We start from the raw sequence: 15,161 nt of genomic DNA, 5'->3' as shown, positions 1-15,161 counted from the left end.
AGCGCGTAGCGCTGTGCCGAAGCTCTTTCGTGCTGAACCAGCGCGCTCAACGTTTTCGGGCGGCGGACCGTGCGCGATCCAAGCCCGGTTATTGTGATGAGGGCACTCTTTAGGCGAGTGCCATCTGCAACGAGAGAACTACCCAAATTGCGTGTGACCGCGGGCCTGAAAAGCTGCTTTCTTTGCCTACTTTCTTTGCAGCAGCAAAGAAAGTAGGTGCCGCCCCGCACAGGGGCAACGCTAATAGACCGACACGAACACGGGATCCGGCGAAACCGGAAGCAAAAGCAAAAGCAAAAGCGAAAGCAAAAGCGAAAAACCAAGCCCAACGAAACAAAATCGAAGAATTAGCCCCAAAAAGGCATGCTCTTCGCGCAATAGCCATTGCGCCACCTCTCCGATAATGGCCCCATCGCAAAAACCGCCCGGGCTTCGGTAAAAGCCAAAACCCAACCCGCAAACGCTCAACTTCCCCGGCAATCGGCCGATATACAAATCAGCCATGCGGCAGCGCTCGATCCAACGCCGCTTCACCAGGATTCACGCATGTCCAATAACATCTTCAGCATTGGTCTTTCCGGTTTGAACGCGGCCCAATGGGGCCTCACGACGACGGGACAGAACATCAGCAACGCCGCGACGCCGGGCTATACGCTCGAGAAAGTCCAGTATCAGGAGTCGCCCGGTCAGTTCACCGGCTCGGGCTATCTCGGCAGCGGCGTTCAGGCCGTCACCGTCACGCGCCAGTACAGCCAGTACCTGACGACGCAAGTCAACAACACGCAAGCGTCCAGCAGCGCCGCCAGCACGTATTACTCGCTGATCTCGCAGCTGAACAACCTCGTCGGCGATCCGACTTCCGGCATCTCGAAAGGCATCTCGAATTACTTCTCCGGCCTGCAGTCGGTGGCGAATTCGGCGAACAGTTCCTCCGCGCGCCAGTCGCTGATGAGCAGCGCGCAAACGCTCGCCGATCAGATCAACACGGCAGGCCAGCAATACGACCAACTGCGTCAGAGCGTCAACACGCAACTGACGAGCGCGGTCTCGCAGATCAACAGCTACTCGCAACAGATCGCCGATCTCAACAAGCAGATCAACATCGCCAGCGCGGGCGGCCAGCAGCCGAACCAGTTGCTCGATCAGCGCGATCAGCTCGTCACGAACCTGTCGTCGATGATCGGCGTGCAGGTCGTGCAGTCCGACGGCAACTACAACGTGTTCATCGGCAACGGGCAGCCGCTCGTCGTCGGAGGTACGCAGTACGGGCTGCAAGCCGTGCCGTCGCCGTCCGATCCGAGCGAGCTCACGATCGCCTACCAGAGCAGCAACGGCGCGACGCAGACGGCCGCGAACATGCAGTACCTCGACAACTCGGCGCTGACGGGCGGCACGGTCGGCGGTCTCATCGACTTCCGCACGCAGACGCTCGATCCGGCGCAGGCGCAACTCGGCGCGATCGCGACGAGCTTCGCCAATCAGTTGAACGATCAGAACGCGCTCGGTCTCGACCTCAACGGCCAGGCCGGCGGCAAGCTGTTTTCGACGAGCGATCCGACCGTCATCTCGAACGCGCGCAACAAGGGCACCGGCGTGCCGACGGCGACGATCGCCGATGGCGCACAGCCGCCGACGAACGACTTCACGGTCACGTACGACGGCAGCAAGTACACGGTGACGGACCCGGCAAGCGGCAATACACTCGGCACGATCGATCCGGCGACGGAGACGAACAAGACGATCAACGGCCTGAACATCGACGTGTCGACGCTCAGCGGCGTGCAGAAGGGCGACTCGTTCACGATCCAGCCGACGCGCGGCGCGCTCGACAACTTCAAGCTCACGACGAGCAACGGCGCGGCGATCGCGGCGGCGTCGCCCGCGGTGACGTCGGCGGCGACCACGAACACCGGCACGGCATCGATTTCGTCGGCGACGGTGACGAGCAACACGATGACGTCGGGCATCAACCTGACGTACAGCGCGTCGGCGAACGGCTTTACATCGGATGTCGATGTCACCGTCGGCACGACGACGTACACCGCGGGCACGACGATTCCGTACGACGCGAACAACGGTCTCACGGTCTCGGCGATGGGCGTTTCGGCGACCATCAGCGGCACGCCGAAGGACGGCGACGCGTTCGCGATCGCGCAGAACAAGGGCGGCACGAGCGACGGCAGCAATGCGCTCGCGATGTCGAACCTGGTGTCGGCGAAGTCGCTCAACGGCGGCACGGACACGCTGACGAGTTCGTACTCGAGCTATATCAACAACATCGGCAACCAGACGAATCAGCTCAAGGCGACGAGCACGGCGCAGACCTCGCTCCTCAACCAGGCGACGTCGGCGCAGCAATCGGTGCAGGGCGTGAACCTGAACGAAGAGGCGGCCAACCTGATTCAGTACCAGCAGCTTTATCAAGCGAACAGCAAGGTGATTCAGACCGCCGCGACGCTGTTCCAGTCGCTGCTCGGCATGTTCAACTGAGGCTAAACGCGATGCGTATTTCCAGTTCCCAGTACTTCAACCTGAACGTCGCTTCGATGAGCGACCAGCAAAGTACGCTTTCGTCGATGTATCAGCAGATCTCGTCGGGCAAGCGCCTTCTCACCGCGTCGGACGATCCGCTCGGCGCGGCGCAGGCGGTGCAGCTCACGATGAAAAGCGGCGCGCTCACGCAGTACGGCACGAATCAGACGACGGCGTTGTCCGCGCTGCAGCAGGAAGACGCGACGCTGAGCAGCGTGAGCAGCGCGCTGACGAGCGTGCAGACGCAGATCGTGCATGCGGGCGACGGTTCGCTCACCGATTCGGACCGCACGGCCATCGCGAACACGATTCAGGGTTTGCGCGATCAGCTCTTCAGCCTCGCGAACACCACGGACAGCAACGGCAACTATATTTTCTCGGGACTCAAGGGCGGCACGCAGCCGTACACGAACGACCCGTCGGGCGTCGGCGCGCAGTATTCGGGCGATTACGGCCAGCGCACGGTGCAGATCAGCGAAGGACGGACGATCCCGGTGGGTGACACGGGCGCGTCGATCTTCGGCAGCGTATTGCCGACGGAAAGCGATCCGGTGTCGAGCGCGGCCAGCACGAACACGGGCACCGGGACGATCAGCGGCGTGAGCGTCAACGATACGAGCAACGCGGCCAATGCGAGCACGTACACGATCAAGTTCTCGGTCTCGGCGACGGATGGCTCGACGACCTACTCGGTCACGTCGAACCCGGCGGATTCATCGTTGCCGACGAACGTGGCCTACACGGGCAGCACGGACATCGCGCTTGGCGGCCAGAAGGTGACGATCGACGGCACGCCCGCCGATGGCGACACGTTCTCCGTGGAGCCGGCGGCGTCGGGCAACAACGACATCTTCGCGACGCTCGACAGCCTCGTGAACGCGCTCAAGCAGCCGACGGGATCGCCGGGCGCGCAGGCGGCGCTGACCAACACGCTGACGACGATCGGCACGAAGGTGAGCAACACGTTCAACAACGTGCTGGCGGCGCAGACGGTGGTGGGCGGACGCGAGCAGCAAGTGCAGTCGACGCAGAGCGCAATGCAGACGAGTCAGACGCAGACGGCGAGTGACATCGCGAATCTGACGAGCATCGACCTCGTTTCGTCGATCAGTCAGTACGAGTTGACGCAGAGTTCGCTGCAGGCCGCGCAGATGGCGTTTTCGCAGATTCAGAAGATGTCGTTGTTTGATTACATTCAGGGTTGAAGGCGGCTTTTTTTTTGCTTTCTGCGTTCTCCCTTCTGCTTTCGCCGGATCCCGTATTCGCGTCGGTCTATTAACGTTGCCCCTGTGCGGGGCGGCACCTACTTTCTTTGCTGCTGCAAAGAAAGTAGGCAAAGAAAGCAGATTTTCAAGCCCGCGGTCACACGCAATTTGGGTAGTCCTCTCGTCCTCGGTGGCACTCGCCTAAAGAGTGCCCTCATAGAACCAATCGGGCTTGGCTCGCGCACGATCTGCCGCCCGAATACGTTGAGCGCGCTGGTTCAGCACGAAACAGCTTCGGCACAGCGCTACGCGCTGCCGTTGGGTATGCAAAGGAAGCCAACTCAGATCGAGGTGCGGTAGAAGAGCACGCGAAATGGGACGTTTCGTGTATCTCTATCGTGCGCGCTCAGACATGATGTTGCCGCTCGGCATCGTGAAATGACTCATCCTTGACGAGTCCCGTTGTCGCGTAGTTTCCGCCCCTCGGGCGGCCCTATCGCATGTATGGCGGTGCCCGCCACGGCCCGCTATTCGAGGAGGCTGCGTGGTAACATCCGGTCGACCTGCCAGCCCGCGCGGCAGCGAATCCCAGTATTCCGAACATCACAACGACATGAGCAACCACGAGCGGTTCAACGTCGTATATGACGGCCCTGCACTCGCGGAACATCGAATGGATGTGCGGGACCTTGCGCCCGCGCTCGTGGCCATCGCCGATTTGTTCACGGCAGCGAACAAGGAACTGAACGGCGATTCAGCCGATGTCCGGGTCGAAGTCAAAGGCAGTTTCAAAGCCGGTTCGTTCGAACTCGATCTCATCTTCGTGCAACAACTGCTGGCCCAGATCCGCGATATGTTCGCCGGGTCCAATGCCACGGCAATTTCCAATGCTTATACGATCCTCAACATCCTCGGCCTCATCGGCGGCGGTGGCGGCGTCGTCGGGCTGGCACGCAAGCTGCGCGGACGCCGGCCGCACCGAATCGAACAGGTCGGTGAAGTCTCGCATGTGTGGATCACAGAAACGGAGTCCGTCGAGGTCGAGGCCAATGTCGTGCGCCTCTGGCGAAATACCGCCGTGCGCTCGAGTCTTAGCAAGACCCTGTCGCCTCTCGAGCGCGAAGGCATATCGAACTTCGGTATCGTGCGCGGCGAGAAAGTGGAACTCATCATCGAAGACGATGAGCTTGCGTCATTTGCATCATCCGACAATGACAGCGGCGAAGTGGTCTCGGACTTCGTTGCGAGAAAAGTCCTGCTGGTGGAATCCGTCGTATTCAAGGACGGAAACAAATGGCGCGTTCACGACGGCCAATATCCTTTTTTCGCCGCATTGGACGACGAAGTATTTCTGAGCAAAGTGAATAGCGGCGAACGCTTTGGAAAAGGCGACGTCCTCGTCGTCGATCTACGCCAAATTCAATCGATCGAAGCTGGCGCGTTGAAAAACGAGTATCGAATCATCAAAGTGCATGAGCATCGGGCGCCCTTGCAGCAGGCGCTTCTTTAGCGACTAAAGCGCCCCCGCAACCCGCCCAATCTGCGCAATCCCCACATCGAAAACCCGCTGAAAAAACGGCATCAGATTCGGCACCATGAGCTGCAACAAAAGCAGCCCGACGAGCATCGTCACCGGAAACCCGACCTGAAATATCCCGATCTGCGGCGCAGCGCGATTCAAAACGCCGAGCGCCAGATTGGCGATAAGCAGCGCCGCCACGATCGGCAACGCCAGCAGCAAGCCCGTCGAAAACACGCTCGCGCCATACCCGACCAACACGCGCCATCCCTGCGCATGCGAAGCCGACGCCACCACATTCGCCTCGATCGGCACGCTCTGAAAAGTCGCCACGAGCGCGCTCATCAACTGCAGATGGCCATCGAAGACGAGAAACGCGAGCATCGCCAGCGTGTTCAGATAGCGCGACACGACCACCGCATTGCCACCCGCGCGCGGATCGTAAAGCGTCGCGAAACCGAGGCCCATCTGCTGCCCGATGAACTCGCCGGCTGCATCGACGGTCGCGAACGCGATCTGCATCACCATGCCGATCGCCGCGCCGATCAGAAACTGATTCACGATGATCCACACGCCCGCCGCCGAAAACACCGTCGCCTGCGGCATCGCGGGCAGCGTCGGCGCGACGATCAGCGAGATGAAGGCCGCAAGCGCGATCTTCACGCGCATCGGAATCGCCATGTGGCTCAGCACGGGCGCGGTGGCGATCAGCGCGAGAATTCGCACGAACGGCCACAGAAACGCCGTGAGCCAGCCGTTCAGCTGCGCATAGGTGACGGAGAACATCGAACGAAACTCAGCCCGTGATCGCAGGCGTGATCGTGAAAACGTGGCGCATGTAGTCGAGCAGCGTCGAGAGCATCCACGGACCGGCGATCACGAGCGTCACCGCCACCGCGATCAGCTTCGGAATGAACGAGAGCGTCGATTCGTTGATCTGGGTGGCCGCCTGGAACAGGCTCACCACGAGACCGACGACGAGCGCGACCAGCAACAAGGGCGCGGCGAGCAACAAGGCGACGTACATCGCCTGATGCGCCATCGTCATGACGGATTCTGGCGTCATTTCAAAGTCTCACGAAATCAGGAAACGAAGCTCTGCGCGAGCGAGCCGATCAGCAACTGCCAGCCATCGACGAGCACGAACAGCATCAGCTTGAACGGCAGCGCGATCGTCGAAGGCGAAACCATCATCATGCCCATCGACATCAGCACGCTCGCCACCACCATGTCGATGATGAGAAACGGAATGAAGATCGTGAAGCCGATCTGGAAACCCGTCTTCAATTCGCTCGTGACGAACGACGGCACGAGCAGCGAAAGCGGCACGTCTTCCGGTCCGTTCATCGGCGCGGCGTGCGAGATGCGCGCAAACAGCGCGAGATCCGATTCGCGCGTCTGCTTCAGCATGAACTGCTTGAAGGGCGCGACGCCGCGCGTCATCGCCTGATCCATCGCGATCTGGCCTTCGGAGAAGGGCTTGTATGCGTCGGTGTAAGCCTTGTCGAGAACCGGCGACATCACGAAGAACGACAGAAACAGCGCGAGGCCGACGAGCACCTGGTTCGGCGGCGTGCTCGTGGTGCCGAGCGCCTGCCGCAACAGCGACAGCACGATGATGATGCGCGTGAAGCTCGTCATCATCAGGACCATCGCGGGCAGGAACGAGAGCATCGTCAGCAGCAGCATCGTCTGCACGCTGAGCGAGTACGTCGTGCCGCCGTTCGGGCCGGGACTCGTGTTGAAGGCGGGCAGCCCCGCCGTGCTTTGCGCGAACGCCAGATACGGCGCGAGGCCGATTGCGACGGGCAGCGCGAGCTTCACGCCGCGCACGATGTTACGACTCACCTGCATTACTTGCTCCCGCCGACGATGCTTGCGAGGGCATCGAGAATGCGCTGACCTTGATGAACGACGAACGTGATGACCATGGAATCCTGCCTCTTTCGATAGCGTGAATTCTCGGCTATCGCGGCATGGGACGATGGGGCGAAAAGAGGGGGAAACCCGCGCCAACTCGTTCTATTGCGAACGTGCGCCGTAAACGCACATCGGGCGCGGTCCTCGCGAACCGCGCCCGATGCATCGGCAAGACTGACTTATTTGCCGGGAGAAACGAACTTCTGGAGCCGCTTGTTCGCTTCGCCGGCGAGGGCGTCGCGAAAGCGCTGCCCGAAGTTGCCCGCCGGCGGCGACGATTGCGCGGGAACGCCGACGCCTTCCACTTCCGCCGAGCCTGCGGGCATCGTGTGCAACAGACGCACGTTGCCAGGACCGGCGCCGAGCACGAGCCACGTATCGCCCACTTCGACGACCGCGACGCGTTCCTTGTTGCCGAGCGATGCGCCGCCCACGACCTTCACGAGACCGCTGCGCTTGCCGCCCTGATAGCCGAACTTGCGCGCGAGCCATGCGCAGCCGAACACGAAGCCGATCACGATCACGAGTCCGAGCAGCGTCTGCAACACCGCGCCGAAACCGAGCGATGGCACCGCGGTGCCCGCGCCGACGCCCGAGGCGATCTGCGCGGCGTGGTTCACCGCGTTCATGTCGGCGGCATGGGCGAAAAGAGGCGCGGCGAAGAGCAGCGCAACGGCCAGGCGTTTCATCGATTCAACTTCCGGATGCGTTCGGACGGCGTGATGATGTCGGTCAGGCGAATGCCGAACTTGTCGTTGACGACGACCACTTCGCCCTGCGCGATGAGGCAGCCGTTCACGAGCACGTCCATCGGTTCGCCGGCGAGGCCGTCCAGTTCCACGACCGAGCCTTGCGCGAGTTGCAGCAGGTTGCGGATCGCGATCTTCGTGCGCCCGAGTTCCACCGTCATCTGCACGGGGATGTCGAGAATCATGTCGATGTCGTTGCGCGTCGACGGCGCCGCGGCCTTCGACAGCGGCTGGAACACGCCCGCGCTCGCGGCCACCGGCGCTTCGTTGCCGTTCTGCTCGGCGAGCGCGCTCGCCCAGTCGTCCAGCATCAGCTCTTCACCTTTTTCCGGCGCGCCGGGCGCGTCGTTCTGCATCAGGTCACTCATATCCACCTTCCTTCATCGTATCGCTCGCGCTGATCATCTTTTGCACGCGCAGCGCGTATTGACCATTAAACATTCCGTAGCCGCATTCCATCACCGGCACGCCGTCCACCTTCGCGACGACCTGCTCCGGAATGTCGATCGGCAGCACATCGCCTACGCGCATGTTCAGAATCTGCTCGAACGACGAGCGGATCTCGGCGAGATCCACCGTCAGTTCCACTTCCGCCGACTGCACTTGCTGCGACAGCACGCGCACCCAGCGGCGGTCCACTTCGAGCGCTTCGCCCTGAATCGGCGAGGAAAGCACGTCGCGGATCGGCTCGATCATCGAGTACGGCATGCAGATGTGCAGCGTGCCGCCCGTCGAGCCGAACTCGATCGTGAACTGCGTCACGATGACGATTTCGTTCGGTGTCGCCACGTTGGCGAACTGCGTGTGCATCTCCGAGCGCATGTATTCGAACTGCAGCGGCTTCACGCTGCGCCACGACGTCGCGTAATGCTCGAACACGAGATTCAGCAGTTTCGCGATGATGCGCTGCTCGGTTTGCGTGAACTCGCGGCCTTCGACGCGTGTATGAAAACGCCCGTCGCCGCCGAAAAGGTTATCGACCACGAAGAACACGAGATTCGGGTCGAACACGAACAGCGACGTGCCGCGCAAGGGCTTCACATGGACCAGGTTCAGATTGGTCGGGATCGGCAGATTGCGCGTGAATTCGCTGTATTTCTGCACCTTCACCGGACCGACGGAAATTTCCGCCGAGCGCCGCATGAAGTTGAAGATGCCCACGCGCATGAGGCGCGCGAAGCGGTCGTTGATGATTTCGAGGCCGGGCATCCGGCCGCGGACGATGCGTTCCTGCGTCGCAATGTTGTACGGACGTACGCCGGCGGGCTTTTTCTCGTCAGCTTCCTGATCGATCTCGCCGGTGACGCCCTTGAGGAGGGCATCGACCTCCTCCTGCGACATGAACTCTTCGTGGCCCATGACTCTTTACTCGCTGATCCGGCGTTACTGAACGACGAATTCGGTGAACAGCACTTCCTCGACGCGCACCGGTTTCTCCGCCGTGCTCGCCGCGGTTTCGACCGACGCGCGCAGTTCGTTGGCAAGCTGCTTCTTGCCGTCGACGGTCGCGAGATCGTCCGGGCGCTTGCCGGAAAGCAGAAGCAGCACATGGCTGCGGACTTCCGGCATGTGCTCGGTGACGAGCAACTGGACCTTTTCGTCCTTCAGCTTGAGCGTGAGGCCGGCGCGGAGATAGTGCATGGCGCCGTCGTCCGACTGGAGATTCACCGTCAGCGATTCGAGCGGGAAAAACACGGGCGGCGGCTCCGGCGCCGGCTTGGCCGGACCATGATTCTTCCCGACGAAGAAGTACGCGCCACCGGCGCCCGCGCCGAGCAGCACGATCGCGCCGACGGCGATGATCAGGATCTTTTTGAGCTTCCCGCCTTTCGCGGGAACGATGGGTTGCTGGTTTGCGGTCGTGGTAGCCATGAAAATGCGTGCCTCTTTCGATAGGGTGAATTGTTGGCTATCGCGGTGTAAAGCGATGGGTCGAACAGAGGGGGGTTTTCTGGCTATTCCGTTCGATTGCTCCGGGCCTGCGCGGACCCGCTCTTCGATACCTATCTCGGCTTTTCGGACGGAAAACTTGAGGCCGGCGCGGGCATTGCGCCCGCGCGGGGAAAGAAAAGGGAAGGGAGAGCCCGGCGCAGTGGCGCGCCGGGGAACCGCTCAGAAGCGGTAATTCAGCGCGGCGAAAGCCGATCGAAGCCTTCCACGGCGATTCGGCCGGCGCGCTCGCGCTTCCTGCGTTTGCGGCGTTAGCGGCGGCGCGTCGTCGGCGCGGGCATGGCGTGCGAGCGCCAGCATGGCCACCGCCGCAACCTCTTTCATCGAAACGAATTGCTTCACGTCTTTCTTCCTTCCGCGCTCACGCGGTTCCATCGCGCAGTTCCCTGCGCAAAACCTTTCCGATATTGCTCTTGGGCAGACTCTCGCGGAACTCGACTGCCTTGGGCCGCTTGTAGCCCGTCAGGCGCTCCTTGCAATGCGCGATCAGATCGGCCTCGGTGAGGGCCGGGTCGCGCCGCACGACGAAAATCCTCACGGACTCGCCGGAATGACGGTCGGGCACGCCGACCGCCGCCGCCTCGAACACGCCGGGATGCGCGGCGACCACGTCCTCGATCTCGTTCGGATAGACGTTGAAGCCCGAGACCAGGATCATGTCTTTCTTGCGATCGACGATCTTCAGGAAGCCGTGTTCATCCATCACGGCGATATCGCCCGACTTGAAGAAGCCGTCGGCCGTGATGACGTGCGCCGTCTCGTCCGGACGATTCCAGTAGCCCGCCATGACCTGTGGCCCGCGAATGCACAACTCGCCGGGTTCGCCGGGCGCGGCTTCGTTGCCTGCGTCATCGCGGATCGAAACTTCCGTCGACGGCAGCGGCAAGCCGATCGTGCCGCCACGCTGCGTCGAGTCCGCCGGGTTGCAAGTCACGCACGCGGTCGTCTCGGTCAGGCCGTAGCCTTCGATGATCGGCACGCCCGTCTTTTCGAGCCAGCGCTGCGCCACGGCCTGCTGCACCGGCGCACCGCCGCCGACAGCCGCGAAGAGCCGCGAGCAATCGAGCTGCGCGAAATCCGGGTGATCGAGCATCGCGTTGTAGAGCGTGTTCACCGCCGGGAACATCGTGATGCGATAGCGCCGCAGCGTCCGGATCATGCCGCCGATGTCGCGCGGATTCGGGATCAGCACGCCCAATGCGCCGGTCTGGATCGTCAGCAGTCCGCACGCCGTCAGCGCGAAGACGTGATAGAGCGGCAACGCGATGGCCGTCGTGAGTTGTCCGGACGTGGGCCGCTGCGCGCGGGCCGGTTCGAGCCACGCCTGCGTCTGCAGCATGTTGGCGATCAGACTGCGATGCGGCAGCACGGCGCCCTTCGCCACGCCCGTCGTGCCGCCCGTGTACTGCAGAAGGGCGATGTCGTCCGGCTGCTGCTCGACCGGCGTGAACGCCATGTGCCTGCCGCGGGCGAGCGCCGCGTTGAACGCCGTGTGGCCGGGCAGGTTCCATGCGGGCACCAGCTTTTTGACATGCCGCGCGACGAAGTTCACGAGGCATCCTTTCGCGCCGAGCAAGTCGCCCAGCGTCGCGACGACTACGTGTCTGATCGTCGTCTCGTGCACGACCGCTTGCAGCGTCGCCGCGAAGTTGTCGAGCAGGATGATCGCTTCGGCGCCGCTGTCCTTCAGCTGATGTTCGAGCTCACGCGGCGTGTAGAGCGGATTCACGTTCACGACGACGTAGCCCGCGCGCAGGATCGCCGCGAGCGCGACCGGATATTGCAGCACGTTGGGCATCATAATCGCGACGCGCGCGCCTTTGCGCAGGCCGGTCGACTGCAGCCACGCGGCGAGGTCGCGCGAAAGCGCGTCGAGCTTCGCGTAACTGATGGACGCTCCCATGCACGCGAACGCCGGTTTCCCGGCGTAAAGGCGGAAGCTCTGCTCGAGCAGGTCGGTGACGGAGCGGTATCGGTCGGATTCGATCTCGGCAGGCACGCCGGATGGATACGATGCAAGCCAGGTCTTGTTCATGAAGTCATGTGGTTGTTGTTGTAAGAAATGCGCGCGCGGGCCACGTCGGCCTCAGAACTTCGCGCCGAACTGGAGATAGACGCTTGGAATGCCGCCCGGCGCGATCGCGTAGCCGTGATAGGCCGGGCCGAGCGGTCGTCGCGCCGACGAACACGCTGAGGCTCTTCTTCAGATCGCCCATGCGAAGTGCGCTGCGCTCGAACGTTGCGTTGCCGGCTTCGGCCATCGTGCCGAGATACACGTCGTTCACCGCCGTTCCTTTCGGCGACGCCACGCGAAACTGGTACGTCTGCTGGCTGTAGAACACGTAGTTCCCGGAGAACTGATTGACGCCATACGCCGCCAGATGTCGGAGGCCGCCGAGCGAGAACAGCAGGAAGTTGGATCCCCAGCTCTTTTCCGCCGGGTTCACGCGCGGGCGGTTCACGCCGTCCTCGTGGACGAATTCGTGCGAGACGCTCTTGAAGTAGCCGCTCGTTTCGAGGCGCGCGAGGCGTTCGTTGATTTCGTGCGCGTCGTAGGCATCGCCTTCGTTGAGATCCAGCGCCCGCCGGACATAGTCGCAAAACCAGCGCGATCCGCGGCCGGGACTTGGGCGCGGCGTCGATTACGGGCGATGACGAACCTTGGGCGAAGGCGTCGGAAAAAGGGACGTGCAGGCAGAAAGCCAGCAGCAGTGAAACGAATGCGCGCATGACAAAGCGTCGCGCATGTTGCTGCGCGGCGGCAAAGGAGACGAGTCGCGCAGATTCTAGGAGCGCCCTTCAGACCGCCATCAGAGGAATACTAAATGTTGCATTCATGCTGTGTCCTGTCTCAGGACAATGCCGAGACTTTGAGAAAAGTCCGCCAATTGGGAGAACGCTGATCGTCGTTTGAGTCGCGATTGACTGGCCTCGGCCGGTTTCCATCTGGCGAGCGCCGCGTCGATCTGGCCGCCTTTGGGCGTCGCGATGGCGGCTCTCATGCTGACGCGCCGTGCGGCTGGCCTGCGGTCATCGGCGGACTCGCCGGCGCGCAGACGCTCGTCGGCGTGCTGCATCGGAGGAGCGTGCTGCACGCGCTTTTCGCCGCGCTTCTGCTCATCGCCGCACCCGCGATCGCGGTCGGCATCGTCGTGCGTTTCACGCACGTCCCGCTGCGCGGCCTCTATCTCCTGCGCGCGCTGCTTTTTGCGGCGCTCGTCTCCAGCGTGCTCGCGTGCGGCATCGACATCACGTCGGCGTCGTCGCATGTGCTCGACTTCCCGATGAACGCGCCGCTGCGCGGCGTCGCGCATTTCGTCGGCATGTTCGTCACCACGCCGGTGGCCTTTCAACGGACGATGCCCCCGGCATTACATCGTCGTCGTCGAGCGCCTGCGCGCCGAATGTGCGGCGTGAGGCGCTGAGAAGGATCAGGCGAACGTATCGACGAGTCCGACCGTGCGTCGCGCGGGCACGTTGATACTCGCCGCAACGGAATCGTCGGCGCTCACGCCGCCCAGCCCACCGATTCCGCCCGACGCACGGCCGCCGCCGCCCGATCCCGAGCGGCCGTCACCGCTTTGTTGCTGCGACTGGCGCGTGAAGCCATCGGCGACGGACGCGCTTCCGAGACTGATGCCGTTCGCTTCCATCGCTTCGCGCAGCTTCGGCATCGCGGCTTCGATCGCTTCGCGCACCTGCGCATGCTGCGACACGAACAGCGCGTGCGCGTGGTTATCGGAGACCTGCAGCGTCACCTGCAACGGCCCGAGATCTTTCGGATTCAGCGTCAATTCCGCGCTTTGCTGATCCGCCTTCGACAGAAACACGACCTTCTGACTGAACGCGTCGTCCCAGCCGGAGCCGCCAACGTGCGGTGCGATCGCGGCGCTGGTCGCCGATGCCATCGCGCCCTGCGGACTCGACACCGCCGAACCCGCCGATGCCGTCTGCATCGCGACCGCGTGCGCGGCCGCGTCGGCGGCTTGCTTGTAGGCGGCGGTCGCGGCGTCGGCGGATATCGCCGGCGCGGTTTGCGCGGATGCGAGCGCGGCTGCGTCGACAGCCTTGTCGCCGGCCTTCGCATTCGCCGTCAGCCCGGGCAGGCTCGCGCCCTTTCCGCCTTTCGCGAAGAGGCCGCCCTGATCGTCGCCTTTCCCGCCCTCGCGCGCCGTCCCGACCGAACCGTTCGCCGCGGCATTCGCGGGCTGCGTGTTGTTCATCGAGGCGAGCGCGGCGGCCAGCGCGTCCTGCGCCGACTTCGCATCGCTGCTCTTGTGCGTCGTGTCCGTCGCTTTGTCGTCGTCGGTCGATGCGGTCGTCGTGACGAGCGATGCAGCGTCGGCCGCATCGGCGAGCGCGGACTCGGTATCGTCCGAGTCGGCGTCGGCTTCGTTCGCGGCGTCCGCGCGGGCTTTCGCTTGCGCAGCGGCGGCCGCATCCGATGACGAGCCCGACGCCGGCTTCGACGCGTCGGCCGTATTCGTCTTGTCCGCAGGCTTCGATGCCTCTTTCGGCGCGTCTGTCTCGTCGGGCTTCGCGGCGGCCTGAGCATCGGATGCGTCGTCGCTCTTCGATGCGTCGTCGGAAGGCTTCGGCGCGTCGTGCACGCTCGATGTGTCGGCGGACGAATCCGCGAACGCCTGAGCCGCTTGCGCGTCGGCGTTGGCGCGGTCGGTGATGCCCTGGAGCGTCTTGCCGAACGACGCGCCGGCGCTCGCCGCGCGCTGCGCCGCGGAGTTGCCCGATGACGTGGCGCCGGAAAGCGCGCCGAGAAGAGAAACGGAGGACATGCTGAGCCTCTGGAAATATCGATGAATGGATTACGACGAAGCCCGCTCGGCGCGCATGCGCAGCACCTTGGCGGCGTGTTCGTCGGATTCGCGCTGCTCGACGCGCGCGGCCTTCTTCGCGAGGATCGCCTCGCCGCGTGCGGCCAGCACTTCGTAGCTGCCGAGCTTCTGTTTCTTGAGACGCCAGTCGGGTTTCGCCGCCTCGATGCGCTGATCGGCCATCAGGAGCAGCGTGCGCTGCTGCGCGATGGCGCTGTCGAGCGTATCGACGAAAGCCTGGAAATTGCGCAGCGTCTGCGCCGTCGTGCCTTGCTGCGCCGACGCCGTGAAACGCGCGTGATACTCGTCGCGATACGTCACGAGCGCGTTCAGTTGCGTTTCGATCTCGTTGCGTTCCTGCTGAAGCTTGCCGAGCTTCTTCGTGGCGTTATCGAGTTCCTCTTCGGCGAGTTCGATGAGGGTGTTGATCGGCAGATTCTTCGACATGGCGTGG

Annotated in this window: 16 protein-coding genes; 4 read left to right on the top strand and 12 right to left on the bottom strand. The window is 63.1% G+C overall.

The features are described from left to right. Positions 1–240 precede the first annotated feature (240 nt). The gene (locus NCS67_RS12615) at positions 241–504 is read right to left on the bottom strand and encodes a hypothetical protein (RefSeq protein ID WP_250435326.1); all 264 of its coding nucleotides are present in this window, start codon (positions 502–504) and stop codon (positions 241–243) included. A gap of 42 nt (positions 505–546) precedes the next feature. Between NCS67_RS12615 and flgK the strand changes: the two genes are divergently transcribed. From flgK to NCS67_RS12600, 3 genes are all read left to right on the top strand, one after another. Next, entirely contained in the window at positions 547–2,490 is a 1,944-nt protein-coding gene (flgK, locus tag NCS67_RS12610) for a flagellar hook-associated protein FlgK (protein WP_008352554.1), read from the top strand. Positions 2,491–2,501: 11 nt separating this feature from the next. After that, positions 2,502–3,737: a flagellar hook-associated protein FlgL gene (flgL, locus tag NCS67_RS12605; RefSeq protein ID WP_034473278.1), complete on the top strand. Its 1,236-nt coding sequence runs from the start codon at positions 2,502–2,504 to the stop codon at positions 3,735–3,737. Positions 3,738–4,281: 544 nt separating this feature from the next. Further along, a complete protein-coding gene (locus tag NCS67_RS12600) occupies positions 4,282–5,247 on the top strand; it encodes an LAPAL motif-containing putative phage structural protein (RefSeq protein ID WP_250435325.1) in 966 nt (321 codons plus the stop codon). 3 nt (positions 5,248–5,250) lie between these two features. Here the strand turns inward: NCS67_RS12600 and fliR are convergent, their stop codons facing one another. The 9 genes from fliR to NCS67_RS12555 all read right to left on the bottom strand — a co-directional run bounded on the left by fliR (position 5,251) and on the right by NCS67_RS12555 (position 12,337). Next, entirely contained in the window at positions 5,251–6,042 is a 792-nt protein-coding gene (gene fliR, locus NCS67_RS12595) for a flagellar biosynthetic protein FliR (RefSeq protein WP_008352560.1), read from the bottom strand. A gap of 10 nt (positions 6,043–6,052) precedes the next feature. Then, positions 6,053–6,322 (bottom strand): flagellar biosynthesis protein FliQ, encoded by a 270-nt coding sequence (gene fliQ / locus NCS67_RS12590; protein WP_008352562.1) that lies wholly within the window; start codon positions 6,320–6,322, stop codon positions 6,053–6,055. 17 nt (positions 6,323–6,339) lie between these two features. Next, positions 6,340–7,110: a flagellar type III secretion system pore protein FliP gene (fliP, locus tag NCS67_RS12585; protein WP_033536657.1), complete on the bottom strand. Its 771-nt coding sequence runs from the start codon at positions 7,108–7,110 to the stop codon at positions 6,340–6,342. A gap of 245 nt (positions 7,111–7,355) precedes the next feature. Beyond that, complete coding sequence (gene fliO, locus NCS67_RS12580; protein WP_008352567.1) at positions 7,356–7,865, bottom strand: flagellar biosynthetic protein FliO; 510 nt, start codon at positions 7,863–7,865, stop codon at positions 7,356–7,358. Beyond that, positions 7,862–8,293, bottom strand: a complete 432-nt coding sequence (gene fliN / locus NCS67_RS12575; protein ID WP_008352569.1) for a flagellar motor switch protein FliN — start codon at positions 8,291–8,293, stop codon at positions 7,862–7,864. The genes fliO and fliN overlap by 4 nt, the downstream gene beginning before the upstream one ends. Next, on the bottom strand, positions 8,286–9,284 hold the full coding sequence (gene fliM / locus NCS67_RS12570) for a flagellar motor switch protein FliM (protein WP_008352571.1): 999 nt from the start codon (positions 9,282–9,284) through the stop codon (positions 8,286–8,288). Before fliM ends, fliN begins: the two co-directional genes overlap by 8 nt. Before the next feature lie 24 nt (positions 9,285–9,308). After that, a complete protein-coding gene (fliL, locus tag NCS67_RS12565) occupies positions 9,309–9,797 on the bottom strand; it encodes a flagellar basal body-associated protein FliL (protein WP_034473275.1) in 489 nt (162 codons plus the stop codon). 439 nt (positions 9,798–10,236) lie between these two features. Then, positions 10,237–11,910 carry a long-chain-fatty-acid--CoA ligase gene (locus NCS67_RS12560; RefSeq protein ID WP_250435324.1) on the bottom strand — a complete coding sequence of 558 codons (1,674 nt, stop codon included), beginning with the start codon at positions 11,908–11,910 and terminating at the stop codon, positions 10,237–10,239. 4 nt (positions 11,911–11,914) lie between these two features. Then, positions 11,915–12,337, bottom strand: coding sequence for a hypothetical protein (locus tag NCS67_RS12555; RefSeq protein ID WP_250435323.1), 423 nt, complete (start codon positions 12,335–12,337; stop codon positions 11,915–11,917). Positions 12,338–12,796: 459 nt separating this feature from the next. Between NCS67_RS12555 and NCS67_RS12550 the strand changes: the two genes are divergently transcribed. Beyond that, positions 12,797–13,300 carry a hypothetical protein gene (locus tag NCS67_RS12550; protein ID WP_250435322.1) on the top strand — a complete coding sequence of 168 codons (504 nt, stop codon included), beginning with the start codon at positions 12,797–12,799 and terminating at the stop codon, positions 13,298–13,300. Positions 13,301–13,306: 6 nt separating this feature from the next. On the opposite strand, the gene NCS67_RS12545 is transcribed toward NCS67_RS12550, so the two are convergent. Both NCS67_RS12545 and fliJ read right to left on the bottom strand, forming a co-directional pair. Next, positions 13,307–14,668 (bottom strand): flagellar hook-length control protein FliK, encoded by a 1,362-nt coding sequence (locus tag NCS67_RS12545; RefSeq protein WP_250435321.1) that lies wholly within the window; start codon positions 14,666–14,668, stop codon positions 13,307–13,309. 30 nt (positions 14,669–14,698) lie between these two features. Then, on the bottom strand, positions 14,699–15,154 hold the full coding sequence (gene fliJ / locus NCS67_RS12540; RefSeq protein ID WP_008352578.1) for a flagellar export protein FliJ: 456 nt from the start codon (positions 15,152–15,154) through the stop codon (positions 14,699–14,701). Positions 15,155–15,161 lie beyond the last annotated feature (7 nt).

Origin of the sequence: Caballeronia sp. ATUFL_F2_KS9A (assembly GCF_023630765.1) — a bacterium.
Classification (GTDB): domain Bacteria; phylum Pseudomonadota; class Gammaproteobacteria; order Burkholderiales; family Burkholderiaceae; genus Caballeronia; species Caballeronia zhejiangensis.
The sequence above is the reverse complement of the archived record's forward strand: the minus strand, read 5'-3'. Positions and strand labels throughout refer to the sequence as shown.